Annotated in this window: 13 protein-coding genes and 2 pseudogenes; 7 read left to right on the forward strand and 8 right to left on the reverse strand. The window is 71.3% G+C overall.

Features of this window, described 5'->3' with window-relative positions:
- Window positions 1-59: 59 nt before the first annotated feature.
- Both C8E97_RS26625 and C8E97_RS26630 read right to left on the reverse strand, forming a co-directional pair.
- Window positions 60-866: an IclR family transcriptional regulator gene (locus tag C8E97_RS26625; RefSeq protein WP_121008169.1), complete on the reverse strand. Its 807-nt coding sequence runs from the start codon at window positions 864-866 to the stop codon at window positions 60-62.
- Window positions 863-1,831 carry a sugar kinase gene (locus C8E97_RS26630; protein WP_121008170.1) on the reverse strand — a complete coding sequence of 323 codons (969 nt, stop codon included), beginning with the start codon at window positions 1,829-1,831 and terminating at the stop codon, window positions 863-865. The genes C8E97_RS26625 and C8E97_RS26630 overlap by 4 nt, the downstream gene beginning before the upstream one ends.
- A gap of 85 nt (window positions 1,832-1,916) precedes the next feature.
- Here C8E97_RS26630 and C8E97_RS26635 point away from each other — a divergent pair, with 85 nt between their 5' ends.
- From C8E97_RS26635 to C8E97_RS26645, 3 genes are read left to right on the forward strand one after another with little or no spacing between them, the layout of a single operon-like run.
- Complete coding sequence (locus tag C8E97_RS26635) at window positions 1,917-3,200, forward strand: amino acid deaminase (RefSeq protein WP_121008171.1); 1,284 nt, start codon at window positions 1,917-1,919, stop codon at window positions 3,198-3,200.
- A gap of 14 nt (window positions 3,201-3,214) precedes the next feature.
- On the forward strand, window positions 3,215-4,819 hold the full coding sequence (locus C8E97_RS26640) for an N-acyl-D-amino-acid deacylase family protein (protein WP_121008172.1): 1,605 nt from the start codon (window positions 3,215-3,217) through the stop codon (window positions 4,817-4,819).
- The gene (locus tag C8E97_RS26645; RefSeq protein ID WP_121008173.1) at window positions 4,816-6,210 is read left to right on the forward strand and encodes a GntP family permease; all 1,395 of its coding nucleotides are present in this window, start codon (window positions 4,816-4,818) and stop codon (window positions 6,208-6,210) included. Before C8E97_RS26640 ends, C8E97_RS26645 begins: the two co-directional genes overlap by 4 nt.
- A gap of 95 nt (window positions 6,211-6,305) precedes the next feature.
- Here the strand turns inward: C8E97_RS26645 and C8E97_RS26650 are convergent, their stop codons facing one another.
- On the reverse strand, window positions 6,306-6,770 hold the full coding sequence (locus C8E97_RS26650) for an SRPBCC family protein (RefSeq protein ID WP_121008174.1): 465 nt from the start codon (window positions 6,768-6,770) through the stop codon (window positions 6,306-6,308).
- A 220-nt stretch (window positions 6,771-6,990) separates the two neighbouring features.
- Window positions 6,991-9,867, reverse strand: coding sequence for an excinuclease ABC subunit UvrA (gene uvrA / locus C8E97_RS26655; protein ID WP_121008175.1), 2,877 nt, complete (start codon window positions 9,865-9,867; stop codon window positions 6,991-6,993).
- A 231-nt stretch (window positions 9,868-10,098) separates the two neighbouring features.
- Here uvrA and C8E97_RS26660 point away from each other — a divergent pair, with 231 nt between their 5' ends.
- Entirely contained in the window at window positions 10,099-10,890 is a 792-nt protein-coding gene (locus C8E97_RS26660) for a maleylpyruvate isomerase N-terminal domain-containing protein (RefSeq protein ID WP_121008176.1), read from the forward strand.
- A 134-nt stretch (window positions 10,891-11,024) separates the two neighbouring features.
- Here C8E97_RS26660 and C8E97_RS26665 read toward each other — a convergent pair.
- A pseudogene (locus tag C8E97_RS26665) lies at window positions 11,025-11,960 on the reverse strand (acyltransferase family protein); the annotation flags it as partial.
- 121 nt (window positions 11,961-12,081) lie between these two features.
- On the opposite strand from C8E97_RS26665, the gene C8E97_RS26670 reads away from it, so the two are divergent.
- Window positions 12,082-12,759 (forward strand): MBL fold metallo-hydrolase, encoded by a 678-nt coding sequence (locus C8E97_RS26670; RefSeq protein ID WP_121008177.1) that lies wholly within the window; start codon window positions 12,082-12,084, stop codon window positions 12,757-12,759.
- A 29-nt stretch (window positions 12,760-12,788) separates the two neighbouring features.
- Here the strand turns inward: C8E97_RS26670 and C8E97_RS26675 are convergent, their stop codons facing one another.
- Together C8E97_RS26675 and C8E97_RS26680 are read right to left on the reverse strand one after the other, a co-directional pair.
- Window positions 12,789-13,193: a PIN domain-containing protein gene (locus C8E97_RS26675; RefSeq protein WP_121008178.1), complete on the reverse strand. Its 405-nt coding sequence runs from the start codon at window positions 13,191-13,193 to the stop codon at window positions 12,789-12,791.
- Complete coding sequence (locus tag C8E97_RS26680) at window positions 13,186-13,464, reverse strand: type II toxin-antitoxin system Phd/YefM family antitoxin (protein ID WP_121012460.1); 279 nt, start codon at window positions 13,462-13,464, stop codon at window positions 13,186-13,188. The genes C8E97_RS26675 and C8E97_RS26680 overlap by 8 nt, the downstream gene beginning before the upstream one ends.
- A gap of 67 nt (window positions 13,465-13,531) precedes the next feature.
- Here C8E97_RS26680 and C8E97_RS36310 point away from each other — a divergent pair.
- A pseudogene (locus C8E97_RS36310) lies at window positions 13,532-13,719 on the forward strand (MBL fold metallo-hydrolase); the annotation flags it as partial.
- An 813-nt stretch (window positions 13,720-14,532) separates the two neighbouring features.
- The gene (locus tag C8E97_RS26690) at window positions 14,533-17,307 is read left to right on the forward strand and encodes an AfsR/SARP family transcriptional regulator (RefSeq protein WP_121008179.1); all 2,775 of its coding nucleotides are present in this window, start codon (window positions 14,533-14,535) and stop codon (window positions 17,305-17,307) included.
- Window positions 17,308-17,316: 9 nt separating this feature from the next.
- On the opposite strand, the gene C8E97_RS26695 is transcribed toward C8E97_RS26690, so the two are convergent.
- Complete coding sequence (locus tag C8E97_RS26695; protein ID WP_147455244.1) at window positions 17,317-20,223, reverse strand: pPIWI_RE module domain-containing protein; 2,907 nt, start codon at window positions 20,221-20,223, stop codon at window positions 17,317-17,319.
- Window positions 20,224-20,226: the final 3 nt, after the last annotated feature.

Below are 20,226 nucleotides of genomic sequence, written 5' to 3' on the forward strand. Positions count from 1 at the left end.
GAGGCGGCGGGGGTCGTACTGGGTCGGGAAGGGCAAGGAGGCGAGGAGGGGGATCCAGGTCAGGGGGTGGCCGCGGTGGATTCCGGCGAGCGTCTGGGGGTGGGGCTGGTCGGGGGCTCGTCGCGGGGGGTCCAGCCGCATTCCAGGGAGGCCGCCCTGGCCGTGGACAGCAGGTCGGGCAGGTGGCCCATCAGGCCGTCGAAGTCCAGCATCACCTTCGGCACCGACATGGAGACGGCCGCCACGACCTCGCCGCGCGCCCCCCTGACGGGCACGGCCAGGCAGTGGATGAAGTCCTCGTGCTCGGCGTTGTCCACGGCGTAGCCGCGTTGCCGCACGCGGTCCAGTTCGGCCAGGTACGCGGCGGGTGTCGTGATGGTGTTCGCGGTCAGCGGCACGTAGTCGATGGCCTCCGCGACCTCGCGGCGGCGTGACTCGGGCAGGTCGGACAGCAGCACCTTCGCCACGGCCGTGCAGTGCAGCGGCGCGCGGCGGCCGATGCGCGAGTACATGCGCATCGGGTGGGTGCTGTCGTACTTGTCGATGTAGATGACCTCGCCGCCCTCGTAGGACGCCAGGTGGACGGTGTAGCCGAGGCGCGCGTTGAGGTCGCGGAGGGCGGGTTCGGCGGCGCGGCGCACGTCCCGTTCCTCCAGCGCCCGGTTGGCGAGGTCGAACAGCGCGGTGCCGAGCCGGTAGTGGTGCACGCCGTCGCGGCGCACGAACCGGTGCGCCTCCAGGGTGCGCAGCAGCCGCAGCGTGGTGGACTTGTGGACCTCGATGACGGCGGACAGCTCGTCCAGCGTCTTGGCCCCCGTCGCCAGCTCTCCCATCAGGGTCAACGCCCGGTCCAGGCTCTGACTCATGCCAGTCTCCTCAGGTGCGCGGCGGCCCACGTCGGCGGATCGGCGTCGAGCAGTGGCCCGGTGACGTCCGGCGGCAGTGGTTCCCCCACATCCTCGCTGGTGAGCAGCGCGGCGGCGGCCTGGAGGTGGCCGGCGCGCAACCGGCGTGTCGGCGACAGGCCCGCGAGGTGCCCGGCGAGGTACCCGGCGGCGAACGCGTCACCGGCCCCGACGGGTTCCACGACGTCGACCTTCAGCGCCTCCTGGAAGGTGAGGTCGCCGTCCTCGACGAGGGTCGCGCCCCGTTCGCCCTGCTTCACCACGAGGGTCGCCGGGCCGGGCAGCAGCGCCCGCAGCTTGTCGGGGTCGCCGGTGCCCCACACGGCTTCGGCCTCGTCCGCGCCGGCCAGCACGATGTCGGCCGCGTCGGCGAGTTCGAGCAGCACCGACGGGTCGCGGCCGGGCCACAGCGCCGGGCGCCAGTTGAGGTCGAACGACACGAGGTGGTCGCGTGGTCGGGCCAGGATCGCGCGCAGCAGGTCCAGGCAGCTGTCGGACAGGGCGGCGGTGATGCCGCTGACGTGCAGCAGCCGCACGCCGTCGAGGGAGATCCGGTCGAGGGTGTCCGGTCCGAGGGCCGAGGCCGCCGAACCGCGCCGGTAGTACCGGACGGGGCTGCCCGCCGCGTCCGCCTCCTTCACGTAGAGACCGGTGGGCCGGGTCGGGTCGACCCGCACCTCGGACACGTCCACGCCGGCGCCGCGCACGAAGTCGAGCACGGCCCCGCCGAACGCGTCGTCACCCACCGCGCCCACCCACCGGCTGCGCAACCCCAGTCGCGCCAGGTGGATGGCCACGTTGGACTCGGCGCCGCCGATAGCCCGCGTCCAGGTGCGCACCCCGCGCACCGGACCGGCTTCGGCGGGCACCAGCACCACCATGGTCTCGCCCAGGCACACCACGCCGCCCGTTAGGTCGAACCGCATCCGCTCCTCCGAGCTGTTGATTGACGAGGCGGCAGCCGAATGTTACACAGATCAGCATCACATCGCGCAATAGCCGTTGCAGAGCATGCAACGTGAGGAGCGAGACACAGTGGACATCGACCACGACGCCGTGGCCGCGATCCGTCGGGAACGCGTGGACTGGCGATTCAAGGGCCTGCCCGCGAGCGCGTTCGGCGCCACCGTCGGCGAGGTCGCGGACCGCCGGCCGGACCTGTTCGCCGACGGTTTCGTCGGTCCGCTGGTCGTGCTGGACGCCGCCGCGCTGGAGCACAACCTGACCACGATGTCCGAGTGGTGCGCGGCGCACGGCGTGCTGCTCGCCCCGCACGGCAAGACGACGATGGCGCCCCAGCTGTTCGCCCGCCAGCTCGCGCACGGCGCGTGGGGCATCACCGCGGCGAACACCAGCCAGCTGCGGGTCTACCGGGCGTTCGGCGTCCGCCGCGTGCTGCTGGCCAACCAGCTCGTCGACCCCGCCGGCCTGGCGTGGGTGGCGGCGGAGCTGGCCGCCGACCCGTCGTTCGAGTTCACCTGCTGGGCGGACTCCGTGGCGGGCGTGCGGCGGATGACCGAGGCGCTGGGCACGCCGGCGCGGCCGGTGGACGTCCTGGTGGAGCTGGGCGCGCCCGGCGGGCGCACCGGCGCGCGGGACCAGGACACCGCCGCGGAGGTCGCGCGGGCCGTCGCGGACAGCCCCGCGCTGCGGCTGGCCGGGGTCGCCGGGTACGAGGGCGCGCTGGCGCACGACGCGTCGCCCGCGGCGCTGTCCGCCGTGGACGGCTACCTGCGGGACCTGCGCGCGTTCACGACGCGGGTGCACGACCTGGTCGAGGTGGCCGAGCCGATCGTCACGGCGGGCGGCAGCGCCTACTTCGACCAGGTGGCGGCGGTGCTGACCGAGCCGTGGCCGTTCCCGGTGCGGCCCGTGCTGCGCAGCGGCGCGTACGTCACCCACGACGACGGCTTCTACCGGGGCATCTCGCCGTTCGGGCGGGGCGCTGGGCAGCCGTTCCGCTCGGCGCTGCGGGCGTGGGCGCAGGTGACGTCGCGCCCCGAGCCCGGCCTGGCGCTGCTGACCCTCGGCAAGCGGGACGCCTCGTTCGACGAGGGCCTGCCCGAGCCGCAGGTCGTGCGCGGCCGGGACGGCGTGGAGCGGCCCCTCGCCGCGACGGTGACCGCGCTGAACGACCAGCACGCGTTCCTGGCGCTGCCCGCCGACTCGACCGTGGAGGTCGGCGACTGGGTGGGCCTCGGGCTCTCCCACCCCTGCACGGTGTTCGACAAGTGGCAGCTGCTCCCGGTGGTCGACGGCACCACCGTCGTCGACCTGGTGCGCACGTACTTCTGAGAAAGGGTGTCGGCGTGGACATCGTCTTCAAGGGCGCGCTCGTCGCGGACGGCACGGGCGAGCCCGGCTACCGGGCGGACGTGGGGGTGCGGGACGGCCGCATCGCGGAGATCCGCCGGGGCGGCGGCGCCCGCGCGGGCGGGCGGCGCACGGTCGACGCCGACGGGCTGGTGCTCGCGCCCGGCTTCATCGACATGCACTCGCACTCCGACCTCCAGGTGCTGGCCAACCCGGACCACCTGGCCAAGGTCTCGCAGGGCGTGACGACCGAGGTGCTCGGCCAGGACGGGCTGTCCTACGCGCCCGTGGACGACGACGTGCTGGCCGCGCTGCGCGCCCAGCTCGCCGGCTGGAACGACGACCCGGCGGGCTTCGCCTGGGACTGGCGGTCGGTCGGCGAGTACCTGGACCGCCTCGACCGGGGCATCGCCGTGAACGCCGCCTACCTGGTGCCCCAGGGCACCGTGCGGATGCTGTGCGTCGGCTGGGAGGACCGGCCCGCGACCGAGGCCGAGCTGGCCCGGATGCGGTCGGTGGTGGCGGAGTCGCTGGCGCAGGGCGCGATGGGCCTGTCCTCGGGCCTGACCTACACCCCCGGCATGTACGCCGACGCGGCCGAGCTGGTCGCGCTGTGCCGGGTCGTCGGCGAGCTGGGCGGGTACTACAGCCCGCACCACCGCAGCTACGGCGCGGGCGCGCTGGAGGCGTACGCCGAGATGGTGGACGTGTCGCTGGAGGCGGGCTGCCCGCTGCACCTCGCGCACGCCACGATGAACTTCGAGGTGAACCGGGGCCGCGCGGGCGAGCTGCTGTCGCTGCTGGACAACGCGATCGCGGCGGGCGCGGACATCACGCTGGACACCTACCCGTACCTGCCCGGCGCGACCTACCTGTCCGCGCTGCTGCCGAGCTGGAGCGGCGAGGGCGGCCCGGACGCGACGCTGGCCCGGCTGGCCGACCCGGACACCCGCGAGCGCATCCGCGCGGAGATCGAGGAGACCGGCTCGGACGGGTGCCACGGCGTGCCGGTCGACTGGGACACCATCGAGATCAACGGCGTGCGCCGGGCCGAGCACGCGCACCTCGTCGGCCACAGCGTGGCGGCGTCGGCGCGGGCCGCCGGCACCACGCCCGCCGAGCTGTACTTCGACGTGCTGATCGCCGAGCGGCTCGGCACGTCGTGCCTGATGCACGTCGGGCACGAGGAGAACGTCCAGGCGATCATGCGGCACCCGGCGCACACCGGCGGCAGCGACGGGCTGCTGGTCGGCGACCGACCGCACCCGCGCGCGTGGGGCACGTTCCCCCGCTACCTCGCGCGGTACGTGCGGGAACTGGGCGTCCTGGGCTTGGAGGAGTGCGTCGCGCACCTCACCGGGCGGGCCGCCAAGCGTTTGCGACTGACGGATCGGGGCCTGGTGAAGGAGGGTTACGCGGCCGACCTCGTCCTGTTCGACCCGCACACCGTGGCCGACACCGCGACCTTCGAGGAGCCGCGGCAGGCCGCCGAGGGCATCCCGTACGTCGTCGTCAACGGCGTTCCCGTGATCGACGACGGCAGGCGCACCGATGCCCTGCCCGGCCACTCCCTGCGGAACAACACCCGGAGCAGTACGTGATCGACTGGTTGCAACACTCCACGGGCGGGCTGCTCACGCTGTCCGGCCTCAGCATCGCCCTGTTGCTGGTGCTGATCATCAAGGTCAAGGTCGAGCCGTTCATCGCGCTGCTCGTGGTCGGCCTGCTGGTGGCGCTGGCCGCCGGGCTGCCGGTCGAGAAGCTGGTCGGCTCCGCGCAGAAGGCGTCCGGGTCGCTGCTGGAGTCCGGGTTCGGCGGCATCCTCGGGCACGTCGCCGCGATCATCGGCCTCGGCACGCTGCTCGGCGCGATCCTGGAGGCGTCCGGCGGCGCGGAGGTGCTGACGCGGGCGCTGCTGCGGGCGTTCGGCGAGAAGCGCGCGCCGCTCGCGATGGGCCTGGCCGGCCTGATCTTCGGCGTGCCCGTGTTCTTCGACATCGGCATCTTCGTCCTGGCCCCGCTGGTGTACGCGGCGGCCAAGCGCGGCGGCCGGTCGATCGTGCTGTACGCGCTGCCGCTGCTGGCCGGCCTGTCGGTGATGCACGCGTTCATGCCGCCGCACCCCGGCCCGGTCGCGGCGGCGGGCCTGCTCAAGGTGGAGCTGGGCTGGATCATCATCATGGCGCTGGCCGTGGCGATCCCGGCGTGGTTCATCGGCGGCGTGATCTTCTCGTCGTGGGTGGGCAAGCGGGTCATCGTGCCGGTGCCGGAGGAGATGCTGGCCGCGGCGGAGGAGGTGCGGTCCGAGGAGGCGCGCGGCGAGCCGCCGCTGTCGCTGGTGCTGGGCATCATCGCGGTGCCGCTGGTGCTGATCCTGTCGGGCACGTTCGGGAGCATCCTGCTCCCGAAGGGTTCCACGCTGCTGGGCGTGTTCACGTTCTTCGGCACCCCCGCCGTCGCGCTGAGCATCGCGGTCCTGCTGGCGTTCTGGCTGCTGGGCTACCGGCGCGGCATGACGCGGGCGCAGGTCACCGAGCTGTCGGCGGCGTCGCTGCGGCCGGTGGCGATGATCCTGCTGGTCGTCGGCGCGGGCGGGTTCTTCGGCGCGGTGCTGTCGGCGACCGGCGTGGGCACGGTGCTCGCGACCGAGCTGTCCGACCTCGGGCTGCCGGTCATCGCCCTGTCCTACGTGATCAGCTGCGCCATGCGGATCGCGCAGGGCTCGGCGACCGTCGCGATCGTGACCACGACGGGCATCGTCGCGCCCGTCGTGGCCGACCTCGGCTACTCGCAGCCCCAGCTCGCGCTGGTGGTCATGGCGATCGCCGCGGGCTCGATCATCGCCTCGCACGTCAACGACGGCGGGTTCTGGATCGTGTCGCGGTACTTCGGCTTGTCGGTGAAGGAGACCCTACAGACGTGGACGGTCCTGGAGACCATCCTGTCCGTGGTCGCCTTCGTGGTCGCGGCGCTGCTCAGCCTCGTGGTGTGACCACCGCCCCCGGACCGGGGGCGACCGCTCGTGCGTCGGTGCCCGTCGGCCCTCTCCCCGACGGGCACCGGCTTCTTCCCGGACCCTCCTCCCGGTCACCTGCGCCGGGCCGCCCGGAACCCCGCCACGTAGGCGCGCAGGCCGCGCTGGCCGCTGCGCATCATCAGCTCGTGGTTGGCCTTGAGCAGCGGCCGGGCCACCGGCGACAGGCCGCGCAGGAGCGGTTTGCGGACCGTGACCTCCTGGTCGTAGACGAGCCGCGAGCCCGTCCCGGACGGCTGGACGCGCCAGCTCGCCGTGCCCTCCAGGTCGCCGACCAGGTCGGCCTTGAGCAGCCCGGTCCTCGGCTCCCTGGCGTTGTGCCAGGTCTGGAACACCAGGTCGTAGGGCAGCAGGGAGCGGCAGCGCAGCTCGGCGGCGTCCTCGGCGATCCGCCGCGCGTGCCGGACCTCCGGCCACCAGTGCGGGTAGCCGCCGAGGTCGGCGAGCACGTCGAACGCCTCGTCCGGCGGGAGGTCGGCCGACCAGACGCTGCGGAAGCGGTACGAGTGGAACGACATGATCGCGATCGTCGTCGGGTGGCGGTGGTCGCGCCAGAGAGCCGATCGGGGGACGCCCCGGCGGAGCCGGGGCGTCCCCCGATCATCGGCCCGCGGTCACCGGCCCGCGGTCACCGGCCCGCTGGGGGCACCGGCCGGCAGGCGACACCGGCCCGCCGGCGGGCGACACCGACCCGTCCGGGCACGGGTCACGACCCACCGGTCACGACCGCCGGCTCGCTCAGCCGGTCGCCGCCGCCTCCGCGCCCAGGACCTCGCGCAGGAACCGGCCGGTGTAGCTGTCCGCCACCTCGGCCACGTCCTCCGGCGTGCCCTCGGCCACCACCGTGCCGCCGCCCGAGCCGCCCTCCGGGCCCATGTCGACCAGCCAGTCCGACGTCTTGATCACGTCGAGGTTGTGCTCGATCACGATCACCGAGTTGCCCTTGTCCACCAGGCCGTTGATCACGCCGAGCAGCTTGCGGATGTCCTCGAAGTGCAGGCCGGTGGTCGGCTCGTCCAGGATGTAGACGGTCTTGCCGGTCGAGCGCTTCTGGAGCTCCGACGCGAGCTTCACGCGCTGCGCCTCGCCGCCGGACAGCGTCGGCGCGGGCTGCCCCAGCCGCACGTAGCCGAGGCCCACGTCGACCAGCGTCCGCAGGTGGCGGTGGATCGCGTTGATCGGCTCGAAGAACGCCGCCGCCTCCTCGATCGGCATGTCGAGCACCTCGGAGATCGTCTTCCCCTTGTAGTGCACCTCCAGCGTCTCCCGGTTGTACCGGGCGCCCTTGCACACCTCGCACGGGACGTAGACGTCCGGCAGGAAGTTCATCTCGATCTTGATGGTGCCGTCGCCCGCGCACGCCTCGCAGCGCCCGCCCTTGACGTTGAACGAGAACCGCCCCGGCTGGTAGCCGCGCACCTTCGCCTCGGTGGTCGCCGCGAACAGCTTGCGGATGTGGTCGAACACGCCCGTGTACGTCGCCGGGTTGGACCGCGGGGTGCGGCCGATCGGCGACTGGTCGACCTGCACCAGCTTGTCGACCTGGTCCAGGCCCCGGATGCGGGTGTGCCTGCCCGGCACCTGCCGCGCGCCGTTGAGCTTGTTCGCCAGCACCGTCGCGAGGATGTCGTTGACCAGCGTCGACTTGCCCGAGCCGGACACGCCGGTCACCGAGACCAGGCAGCCCAGCGGGAACGACACGTCGATGCCGCGCAGGTTGTGCTCGCGCGCGCCGACCACGGTGAGCTGCCGCTTCTTGTCGACCTTGCGCCGCGTCGCGGGCATCGGGATCCGCTTGCGGCCCGCCAGGTAGGCGCCGGTGATCGAGCCCTCGTTCTTGAGCAGCTCCCGGTAGGTGCCGCTGTGGACGACCTCGCCGCCGTGCTCGCCCGCGCCGGGGCCGATGTCGACCACCCAGTCCGAGGTGCGGATGGTGTCCTCGTCGTGCTCGACCACGATCAGCGTGTTGCCCAGGTCGCGCAGCCTGGTCAGGGTCTCGATCAGGCGGTGGTTGTCGCGCTGGTGCAGGCCGATCGACGGCTCGTCCAGCACGTAGAGCACGCCGACCAGGCCGGAGCCGATCTGCGTGGCCAGCCGGATGCGCTGCGCCTCGCCGCCCGAGAGCGTGCCGGACGCGCGGTCCAGGGACAGGTAGTCCAGGCCGACGTCGAGCAGGAAGTGCAGCCGCGCCTGGATCTCCTTGAGCACCGCGCCCGCGATCATCGCCTCGCGCTTGGCGAGCTTCAGCCCGTCGAGGAACTCCGAGCACTCCGCCACCGACATGGCGCACACCTCGGCGATGGACTTGTCGCCCTTGCGCGCGTGGCGCAGCGTGACGGCCAGGATCTCCGGCTTGAGGCGCGTGCCCTGGCACACCGGGCACGGCACCTCCCGCATGTAGCCCTCGTACTTCTCCCGCATGTAGTCGGACTCGGTCTGCTCCTGCCGCCGCTCCAGGAACGGGATGACGCCCTCGAAGTTCGCGTAGTACGAGCGCTCGCGGCCGTACCGGTTCTTGTACCGGACGTTGACCTGCTCGGGCACGCCGTGCAGGACCGCCTTCTGCACCTTCGCGGGCAGCTGCCGCCACGGGGTGTCCATGCGGAAGCCGATGGTCAGGCCCAGCGCCTCCAGCAGCCGCGTGAAGTACTCGGCGGTCTGCCCGGACGCCCAGGGCGCGATCGCGCCGTCGGCGAGCGACAGCTCGTCGTCGGGCACGACCAGCTCCGGGTCGACCTCCTTGCGCACGCCGATACCGGTGCACGTCGGGCACGCGCCGTAGGGCGAGTTGAACGAGAACGACCGGGGCTCCAGGTCCTCGATCGCCAGCGCGTGGCCGTTCGGGCACGCCAGGTTCTCGGAGAAGCCGCGCACGCGGCCGGGGTCGCCCTCCGGCACGTCCACGAACTCCAGCTCGACCAGGCCGTCGGCGAGCCGCAGCGCCGTCTCCACCGAGTCGGTCAGCCGCTGCTTGGCGCTCGCCTTCACGCTCAGCCGGTCGATGACGACCGCGATGTGGTGCTTCTCCTGCTTCTTCAGCTTGGGCACCTCGCCCAGGGCGTGGACCACGCCGTCGACCTTCGCGCGCGAGTAGCCCTGCGACTGGAGCGTGGCGAACAGGTCGACGTACTCGCCCTTGCGGCCCCGGATGACGGGCGCGAGCACCTGGAACTTCGTGCCCGCCGGCATCGCCAGCACCTGGTCGACGATCTGCTGCGGCGTCTGCTTGGAGATGGCCTCGCCGCAGGTGGGGCAGTGCGGCTTGCCCGCGCGGGCGTAGAGCAGGCGCAGGTAGTCGTAGACCTCGGTGATGGTGCCCACGGTCGAGCGCGGGTTGCGGCTGGTCGACTTCTGGTCGATGGAGACCGCGGGCGACAGGCCCTCGATGAAGTCGACGTCCGGCTTGTCCATCTGGCCGAGGAACTGCCGCGCGTAGGCCGAGAGCGACTCGACGTAGCGCCGCTGGCCCTCCGCGAAGATGGTGTCGAACGCGAGGCTCGACTTGCCCGAGCCGGACAGCCCCGTGAACACGATGAGGCTGTCCCTCGGCAGGTCGAGGTCCACGCCCCGCAGGTTGTGCTCGCGCGCGCCGCGAACGACAAGGCGGTCAGCCACAACGGTTCCCTTCGGTATTCGACCATCCCCGAACAGACGTTCGAAAAGCGTACTGGACCACCGCGGCGCACCCCATCGGGGAGGGGCGCGCCCCGCGCCAGGTGCGGGCACCGGCGGGAAAACGGGCGGGTCCTGCCCCGATCGTGCGCCAACGGCTCTACCGGTCGGTAGCGGACGCCCCTACGCTGGGACGATAGGCCATTCGGCCCAGACATCGGGGATGAGGTGCCCATGAGCTTCGCTGATGCCGCCCAGGTCCGGTCCGCCGGTACGAGCGTACCCGCGCCGCGCGAGCAGTCCGCCGCGGTGCAGGACGCCGTAACCGGGCTCACCGAGGTGGAACGGGCGACCGAGGCCCTGTACGACGTGGTGGCCGGCCTGGACCAGGTCGCGCTGCGCGGACCGAGCCTGCTGCCCGACTGGACGCGGGCGCACGTCGTGACCCACCTCGCACGCAACGCCGACGCCCTGGTCAACCTGCTGACCTGGGCGAAGACGGGCGTCGAGCACCAGATGTACCCGAGCCCGGCCGACCGGGACGCCGACATCGCCCGCGGCGCGGGCCGGCTGCCGCAGCTGCTGCGGGCCGACCTGGACGCGGCGTGCGAGCGGTTCGCCGCGGCGGCCCGCGACCTGCCGCCGACCGCGTGGGAGGCGGAGGTCGTGCACCCGCGCACCGGGCCGTTCCTGGCGCACCGCGTCCCGTGGCTGCGGCTGCGGGAGGTGTGGGTGCACCTGGTCGACCTGGACGCCGGGGTGGACTTCGACGACCTGCCGCCGCACCTGGTGGAGGCGTTCCTGGACGACGCCGCCGGGCAGTACGCCGACCGCCCCGGCGTGCCCGCGGTGCGGTTGGAGGTCGCCCTGCCCGACGGGCGTCAGCGCGGCTGGGAGTTGGCCGCCGGGAACGACGGGCCCGCCGTGGTGGGCGGCTCGGCCGCGGCCGTGCTCGGGTGGCTGACCGGGCGCAGCAGCGGCGCGCTGCTCGACGGTGACGCGCCGGAGCTGCCGGGGTGGCTCTGAGCGGCGTGCAGGCGGGCGGCGTGCAGGCGGGCGGCGTGCAGGCGGGCGGCGAGCAGCAGCCGCACCAGCAGCGGGCGTGAGCCGGCGGTCAGGGCGCGGTGGGCGGGCCGTTCGACGAACTTCGTCAGCAGCCAGCCGAGCACGACCGCGAGGCCGAGGAACGTGGCCAGCTCCACGCGGGGCCCGAATCGCGCCACCTCGGCCATCGCGACGTAGCCGATCTCCTGGTGCACCAGGTAGACGCCGTAGGAGATGCCCGCGAGCCACCGGACGGGCCGGCGGACGAGCCGGACGGGCGCGACGTCCCAGTCGGGGCCCTTCGCGCACGCGGCGACGGCGACCAGCAGCACGCCGAACCCGACCGTCGACGGCACGTCCTCGGTGTGGTGCGCCTGCGCGGCGAGCACGCCGAGCAGCAGCGCGACCAGGTGCCCGGCGCCGAGCCGGTCACGGGACCACAGCCAGAGCCCGACACCGGCCGCGAACAGCTGCGCGCGGTGCATCCCGAGGCCGTCGTAGAGGACGCGCACGACGCCCGGCTCGGCCGTCCACAGGCGGAGGACGAGGGGACCGGCGACCAGTGCCCACAGCAGCGCCTTGAGGGCGTTGCCGCGGACGCGGGAAGCCAGGACCGCGCCCGCGACGAAGCCGGTGACCTGCACGGGCAGCGTCCAGTAGGCGTAGTCGACCAGCCGCGCCTCCGGCAGCCAGTGCTGGAGCAGCAGGAGGTTGGCCAGCAGGTCGCGCGGCTCCACCGCGCTCCAGCCCTCCCCGGCGAACCGGGTCACGATCACGTAGGTGACGGTGGCCGCCACGGCGTAGGCGGGCAGGAGGCGGGCCAGGCGGTTGCGCAGGAAGCGGGCGGGCTCGCCCTTGGCGAGGGACGCGCAGGCGAAGAACGCCGAGATGACGACGAGCGTGCTGGCGCCCATCTCCAGGGGGAAGGTGAACACCGGGGGCCCGAGCTCGCCGTGGGCGGCGGGACCGGCGTGGGTGGCGTGCTGGAGCAGCACGGCGGCCAGGGCGAGGACGCGCAGGACGTCCCAGTTGATCCGGCGAGGTGTTGGCACGAGAGCTGAGGTACCCGGTTCGTCTCGACAGGGGTCGGGGGTGCTGTGTGAGCGTCGCCGACCCTATTGGACGAACCTGTGGGGAGCCTGAAGGGTGTCCGGTCCACTACGGTCGGCGGTCGTGGACGTACTAGAGGACTACACCGGCCACGTCGAGCCGAACGGCCCGGCCGCACGCCGCACGCTGGACGAACTGACCATCACGAAGATCTCGGTGGGCCCGATGGACAACAACGCCTACCTGCTCGTGTGCCGGTCGACGAACGAGGCCCTGCTGGTCGACGCGGCGGCCGACCCGACGCGCCTGTCGGACCTCGTGGGGCACTCCGTGGAGCGCCCGCGCCTGAAGACGGTGGTGACCACCCACCGCCACCAGGACCACTGGGGTGCGCTCGGGGCGGTCGCCGGGGCGAACGGCTCGAACACCGTGGCGCACCGCCTGGACGCGGAGGTCCTGCCCGTCCCGCCGGACCAGCTGGTGGACCACGGCGACACCGTGCTGGTCGGTCGGGTGCCGCTGGAGGTGATCCACCTGCGCGGCCACACGCCGGGCTCCATCGCCCTGCTGTACCGCGAGCCGGGCGGGCGGGCGCACCTGTTCACGGGCGACTCGCTGTTTCCGGGAGGGGTGGGCAAGACCACGTCGCCCGAAACCTTCACTTCCTTGATCGACGACGTGGAGAGCCGGATCTTCGCCGAGCTGCCCGACGACACGTGGGTCTACCCGGGTCACGGCGACGACACCACCCTGGGACGTGAGCGACCTCACCTGGCCGAGTGGCGCGCCCGCGGCTGGTGAGCCGGAGCGGGACTCACCAGCCGCACTTCTCACACCTCGACGATCTGGACCATGCTGTCGAGTCCGGCGAAGTCCTCGGCGTTGCGGGTGTAGAGCGGCAGACCCCGGGCCGAGGCGATGGCGGCGATCATCAGGTCCAGCCGACGCGGTTTCGGGTCGCGGTTCGCTTCGAGGGTCAGCGCCACCAGCGTGCCGAAGCGAGCCGCGGCCTGACCGTCGAAGGGCAACGGCTCGAACTCGGCGATCGCCGCACCCAGCTTCTCGGTCCGCACCGCCCGCGCCGCGGCATCCTTGGCCATCGCCACACCCTGGTGCAGCTCGGCCAGGGTGATCGCGGTCAACTCGGGGACCTCCGGCAGCACCGCCGGGTCCAGCAGTCCGAGGTCGATGTACGCGCAGGTGTCCAGCACGCCCGACGCGTGCCGGTCAGCCACGGCCTCGCTCCCACGGGTCGTCGTCGCCGATCCGGTCTTCGGAGCCGAACAACTCGTCGGCTTCACGCCGCATGAGGCCGTGGTCGACCTTCGGCAGCTTCCGGTGCCGCTCGACCAGTTCCTCGGCGGTCAGGCGCCGACGACGGGGCAGCGGGCGGACCTCGGCGATCTCCACGCCGTTGCGGGTGACGTGGTACGTCTCCCCCGCCTCGACCGCGTCCATGACCGCGGCGGAGTTGTTGCGGAACTCCCGCTGACTGATGACCTTCACCGACATAGCGTAGCCTTACGTAGCACAAGAAGCTACACACAGCTTGACCTGTTGCCCGTTCAGGTGATCCGCTGTTCCGGGAGGGGTGGGCAAGACCACGTCGCCGGAGGACTTCACCTCGTTGTTCGACGACGTGAAGGAGCGGATCTTCGACGTGCTACCGCACGACACGTGGTTCTACCCGGCCACGGGGACGACTCGACGTCGGGCAAGGAACGCCCTTACCTGGACGAGTCGCGCGCCCGAGGCTGGTAAGCGCGTGGAGTGTCGGTCGGCTCACCGGCACTCCACCCTCATGTCGTCCAGGCCGCCGTCCACCCCGTACAGCTCGCAGATCAGCCCGATCGCCTCTCTGGCGCGTGCGTCGACGGCAGCCGGCGACGGCAGCCGGGATCTTCACGAGAATCCCGTTCCACCGCTGAACGCGTCTGTAGATCGGTACCGAACCGCGAACACCGCTGGTCGTTCCCGCTGAAATTCTGGATGACCTGGGCGCGCTGACTCACCGGCGAAGCCGAAGAATCAAACTCCGCGGCACGTCGGTGAACAGCACCCATCTCAACCCCCTTGACGGAACACCTGCGGACGTACACTGTCATCGCGCTTCCGAGCGTGATGCCGATCAATACGGTCGCAAGCGGTCGCACGATTACACGGAAGCGGCTCGCGATCACCCCCTTCGCTGCCGTGAGTGGCCCTTCGACTGAACGGTGGGTGTTGGGCACGATCACTCCTGCACTCGACCTCGGTGTTGCGGGTGCGGTTGCCCGGCCGTGGCGGCCCGGCAACCGCAGGTGTCACGCGCCCGTCTGCGGGAGACCGCGGTCGCCGCTGGAACCTTCACCGCCGCCGCACTCGCCGGATCGGTCGCCGACGTGATTCTTGCGCACTGGCACTCCTCTTGGGATCGACGCTGGTTCAACCAGAAGTCCGCAGCCGAGGCCGGGACGCCAGAAGTATGTCGGTGCGGTGCTGCCCAAGAGCGGTTCGAGTGCGGGGCAAGTGCGGTGCTGCGGAACACCGGAGCGGCCGAATGACCGAGGAACCCGGATCTGCTTGACTCGAGAAATGAGTCAGGACGAGATCGCCGTCGAACTGCTCGGCCCGGTTCGGCTTCTGGTGGGTGGTGAACCGGTCAAATTTTCCGAGAAGCGGGTTCTTGCCATGCTCGCCGTGCTCGCGTTGGCCGACGAACTCACCGCCGACCACTACGAGGTGATGAAGCACCTGGTCGGGGTGGACCGCGAACTGAAGTCAGCAACGCTGCGGAAGTACGCGTCGATGTTGCGCGACGCCCTGGGCGACAAGGCCCGGCTCATTGGACGGCAGAAGTCGTTCACGCTGGTCGTTCCCCGGATCGCTGTCGACTACTGGCGTTTCGTCGACCTGGTGGACCAGGCCGGGAGGGTGGAACCCGATCGTCGACTCGAAAAGCTGCGCGCGGCCCTGGACCTGTGGCGCGGCAGCCGTCCCCTGACCGGGCTCGGAGACGCCCACTTCGACGACGACGTGCGCCGACTCGACGGGCTGCGGCGCTCCGCTCTCCTCGACCTCATCGACGTCCAGCACGGCCAGGGCCTGTTCCGTGAAGCCGCGGCCGACGCCGAGCTTGCCGGAACGCTGTGGCCCGTCGACGACGATGTCTGCTTGTTGCGCATGCGTGTGGTCGCCGCCCTGAGACGTCCCTCTGACGTGCGGCACGTGTACGACGAGTACGTCCAAGCCCTGGCCGCCATCGGCAGAACCCCGGAGCAGGACATGGCCGATCACGCTGAACAGCTCGTCGAGAAAGCCCGTACGGCAAGGCACGAAATCGGACCGATCGGGACCGGCGCACCACGACAACTGCCCCCGGTCATGATGAAGCTGCACGGACGCGACCGCGAACTGGCGAAGCTGGACAGCCTTCTCGAAGCCGACGGGGTGGGAGGGCGGGTCGCGGCACTCGTCGGAACCGCCGGTGTCGGGAAGACCCATTTGGCGCTCTTCTGGGCGCACCGGGCGGAGGAGCGCTTCGCTGACGGTGTCCTGTACGCGGACCTGGACGGGTTCTCCACCCGCGAACCGAAGGCGACCGAGCAGGTGATGGCCGGTTTCGTCGAGGCGTTGGGCCGATCAGCGGCGGGGATCGACGCCGAGGCACTCCTCTCGACGTACCGCTCGCTGCTCGCCGGGAAGTCGGTCCTCATCATGCTCGACAACGCCGCTGGAGCGGAGCAGGTGCGGGACCTCTTACCGGCCGGGTCGGAATCGGTCGCCGTCGTCACCAGCCGCGCGAGGCTCCACGAACTGCGGTTCCGGTCGAACCTGACCGAGATCGTGGTCGCCCCACTGGCCGACGAACCCGCGCTGGTGGTCCTGGCCGGTCTGATCGGCGAGAGACGAGTGCGTGCCGACCCGGGTGCGGCGGCCCTGGTGGCGGTCTGTGGTGGGCTGCCGTTGGCGTTGGTGGTGGCGGCGGTGCAGGCCGTACGGCACCCTCGGCGCGGGTTGGGTGACCTGGCCCGGACGTTGCGGGGGGCCACGCCGATCCTCGACGAGCCCAGTCCGGTGGCGAGCGGGGCCGAGGTGCGCACGACGCTCGCGTGGTCCTACCAGCAACTCGGTGAGACCGCTTCGCACCTGTTCCGCATGATCGGTGTCCACCCGGGACCAACGTTGGAGCTGACCGCTCTGCTGCACCTGGCGGCGCGGACCGAGGCGGAGGTCCTGCGTGGCGTCGACGAACTGCTCGACCAACACCTCTTGACGGAGGTGACCGCCGAGCGGTTCGCGGCACACGACGTCCTGCGGGAGTACGCGTCCGAGTTGGCGTCCGAGCTTCCCCAAGTCGCTCGGGAAGCCGCGTACGAACGTGTGCTGGAGCACCTGCTGCACGCGGGCCTCGCCGCGGACAGGGCGCTGGGTTCGGGACGCGACCTGCCGATCGGGAGGCATCCCGACGGCATGGTCCTGCCCGACTTCTTGGACGCGGAACAGGCGGCTGACTGGTTCGAACACGAGTACCCGACGTTCCGGGCAGTGCTGCACGGCGGCGTCGCGGTGCCGTCGCGGTACCGGTGGCTCCTGCCGCTGGTCCTCGTCACCTACCAGTTGCGCACCGGCCACTGGACGGAGGCCGAGAAGATGCTCAGGAACGCGCTCCCGGTCGCCTCCGCGGACACAACACCGCGGCACCAGGCGACCGTGCACCGGGTTCTCGGCAACGTCCGCCGCAAGCTCGGGCACCACAGCCAAGCCGCGATGACCATCGCTCGGGCGATCGAATTGAGCCGAGAGGCCCGTGACTCTCTCGGGGAGGCGCACGGTCACCAGGTGGCCGGCGTCAACGAGGAAGACCAGCGGAATTGGACATCCGCCGTCGAGCACTACGACAAGGCGTTCGAGCTGTACGACACCCTGGGTGATGTGCGGGGCAAAGCGCACGTGCTCAACGGCTACGCCAGTCACCACTTCGACGAAGGCAGGGTGCAGAAGGCCAAGGAGACGGCCATGCGAGCGCTGGAGATCGGGGACGAACGCACAGATCCCTACGGTCGGGCGTCCGTGCTGCGCAACCTCATGCGTTTCAACCTCCGATCCGGGGAATTCGATCGCGCCATCGAGTACGCGGAGTCCGCGATCGCGATCTACCGCGGTCTGCGTTCAGGGGCCAACGAGGCGCAGGTGCAGTTGACCCGAGCCGCCGCACTCCGGTCGGCAGCACGCCACGCCGAGGAGGCCGAGGCGTTGAAGCGGGTGACGACGCTCCTGCGCTTGCTGAAGCACCCTCGTCCGGACGACCGGGAGCGCTTGGAGAAAGCGGAGACCAGACTGGCCGAACTCCGCTCGAGTCGCTCCTGAGGGGAGCCGTCACTCGTTCTCCGCCTCCTCCTGTTCGTCCTCGTCCTCCATGAAGTCGATCTCCACGTCCTCGGTGTCCGACAAGGTGGGCAGCACGTATTCCTGCGCCAGTGCGGCGAGGTGGAGCGCCAACGGCAGCCGCAAGGGGTCCGGGTAGTCAGGGGCATGGCGTTGTTGATGGATGGCGAACCCGAGGGCGACGGGGTCATCGCCCTCCGCGGGGTGACATCCCAGGACCGCGATCTCGACCAGCCCCGGGTTCCACCCGGGTACTCCCGTGTCGATGGTCGGTTTGCCTTCGTTCTTGCCCTTCAGCAACAACCTGGTGGTCAGCTTGTCGGCCGCGACAGCCGAGTCGCGGAAGGTCGCGGGCTTCGGCGTGGTGCTGTAGAACACCCGGTCGGACTCCGGGCCGGACTCGTCCGGATCGGTGATCCAGAAGCCGGCGGCGAGACCGTTGACCCCGGACTCGGCCGGCGCCCACCACTGCGGAGTCTCCCGGTGTTGGGCCGTGCGCACCCGGACCAGTCGGAGCCCGGGGCGGAGATCGCCGGCGGGCGCGTGACCCGTCCGGAGGAGGTCTCGAACGACGACGGTGTCCTGCAACCACGGCCAGTCCGACCGACTGTTCTGGGCATGTGCCAACAACACCGTGGGACGTCCGAGCACCTCTTCCGAGAAGAGCACTTTCTGCAGGAAACGCGAAGCCTGCCCTCGACTCTCCTCCTCGCTCTTGCGGCGGATCCGCCACCACCCACGCGGCTTGTCCGGCATCACCTCCATGTCCTCGGCCTTGACCTCGGCCTGCTCGGTGAGCCGCAGCAGGAACCGGGGGTAGGGCACCCAACCCCCGACGCCACCGCCGGCCTCCTCATCCCACCCGAGCACCCGGTCGCCCTCCGGGCCGTCGTCGGCGCGGACGAGCACGGCGACCGGAAACCGACGCGGAACCCCGGTCACGCTGTCGCGCCTGCGCTTGACCACACAGATCGCCAAGTACTGCAAACCGTCGGGCAGCCGGTCACCGAGGCTGTGCCGGGGCACGGTCCGGATGCCGAGTTGCCGGAAGCCGTCCTCCCAGGCAGACCTCGTCCGGTGTGCGAGGTTCTTGCGCGAGTCCCACCCCTTCACCTTCTTGGGCACGACCGCGAACTGGGTCAGGACCCCGGCGTCCGCGCCGCCGAGGCGCAGCGCGAACTTCGGGTCGTCCGCTGCCTGGGCGAGGTCCTCCCTGCGGTCGATCTCCACCAGGGCCAACGTCGGCACTGCGAGCCCCGCGCCGTCCGCCGTGAGAAGTTTCGCGAACCGGATCCGGCGATTCTTGATCGCATCGGCTAGATCGCGTGCCTTGTTGCGACTCTTGCGGTCCAGTCGGAACGATTCGACCAAGCCGTCGACCGCCTTGAGACAGCGCAGGCACACGACCAGTTCGGGAGTGCGCCACACGAGCAGCGCGGGACGGCCGGCGCCGGCGCTTTCGTACTCATCAGGTCGCAGTTCGCGCAGGGGGGAGGGGAGGCCGAGTCCCTGCTCCAGAGCGGAGACGCAGGCGCTCCGCCACTCGGTCGTCTGCCAGAACAGGCGCGCCTCGAAGACCGGGATGTCGTCTGGTGCGCCGCCCGCCGTCGCGAGCCTCGCCAGGGCGATCCGGCGTGCCGAGGCGAGCTGTTCCTGCACCGCTTGGCGCTCGCCGGCTTTCGGCTTCGCCCGGGAGTTGAGCGGGGCGTTGCTCGCGATGTTGCACCTGAGCAGGTTCGGCACGGAGCACCACTCCGGGCGCAGGGCCTGTTCGGCCCACTCGACGATCTCCGACCGCTGGTGGGCCATCAAGCCAACACCGACACCGTGTCCGCCCCGGCGCGTGCTGTGGACCACTCCGGCGCGTAAGCCGTCTTCGTTGAGCAGCCACTTCACCGGCGCATTGAGCAAGTCGTCGACGGCGGGGAACGGGCGACCGACGGACACCCGTTCGAACATTCCTCCGGCCTGGCCCTCTTGCCATCGGTGCCCCTGCAGGTCTCGGTCCCAAGTGAGCCGGGCGACGGCGACCCGGTCGCTCAACGGCGAGCCGGGCAGCCACGGCCGCCGCGACCGCAGGTAAACCGAGGTGTTCCGGCCGAACGCCAGATTCATCCGGCCGACGCCGTCCTGCGCGGTGGTCGCCCAGCGACGGATCCCGGTGCACAGGTGGAGGCGTGGGACCGGGGAGAAGGGCACCGTGTGGACGAGCAGGTTGATCGTCACCGAGTACCACCACGTACGACCGTCCACCTCGTAGGGCAGCGGTTGCGACATCAACTCGGCACCCCGGTCGTCCGACCGCCTCGCCACGGCGTGGAACTTCAGCGTGCCCGCGCCGTAGTCGTACGGGGGCAGCGCCTGCACGCGGCGGGCGAAGTGGTCCGCGATCAGGGGGAACTGGCGGTCGCGCGGTGCGGCAGTTCCGCCGGCCGTGACGGGAAAGTCGAACAACCGGAGCACCGAAGGTTCCCACCGCGGCAGCTCGGCTTCCATGCGATCCCGCACGTCGAGCAACAACCTGCGGTACTCATCGTCTTGCGCGGACTGGGGGCGGAGGTCGGAGAGCCAGACGCCGAGCAGGCGGATCAATAGGTCGTCCGATAACGGTTGCCCGAGGTCGTCGGGCTGGTAGAGCCAGCGGTCGTCCGGTGACGGCTGATCAGCGCGCCGCCGCATCACCACGAGTTCCGGGAGAAGGCCCTGGAGGAACTCGTCGAGGCGCCTGGTCGGCGCGGTCCGGTAGGGCTCCGCCTCCGGGGAACGACCGAAATTGACCAGGTCGAGCACGCTCCGGTGAACGAGGTCGGGGAACGGCAGCGCCAGGAAGGAGTGCTCCACCGACTCCACGCCCGACTCGGGTCGGTACGCGGCGCGGCGGATCTTCGAGCGAACCACGGA

Source organism: Saccharothrix australiensis (assembly GCF_003634935.1).
Classification (GTDB): domain Bacteria; phylum Actinomycetota; class Actinomycetes; order Mycobacteriales; family Pseudonocardiaceae; genus Actinosynnema; species Actinosynnema australiense.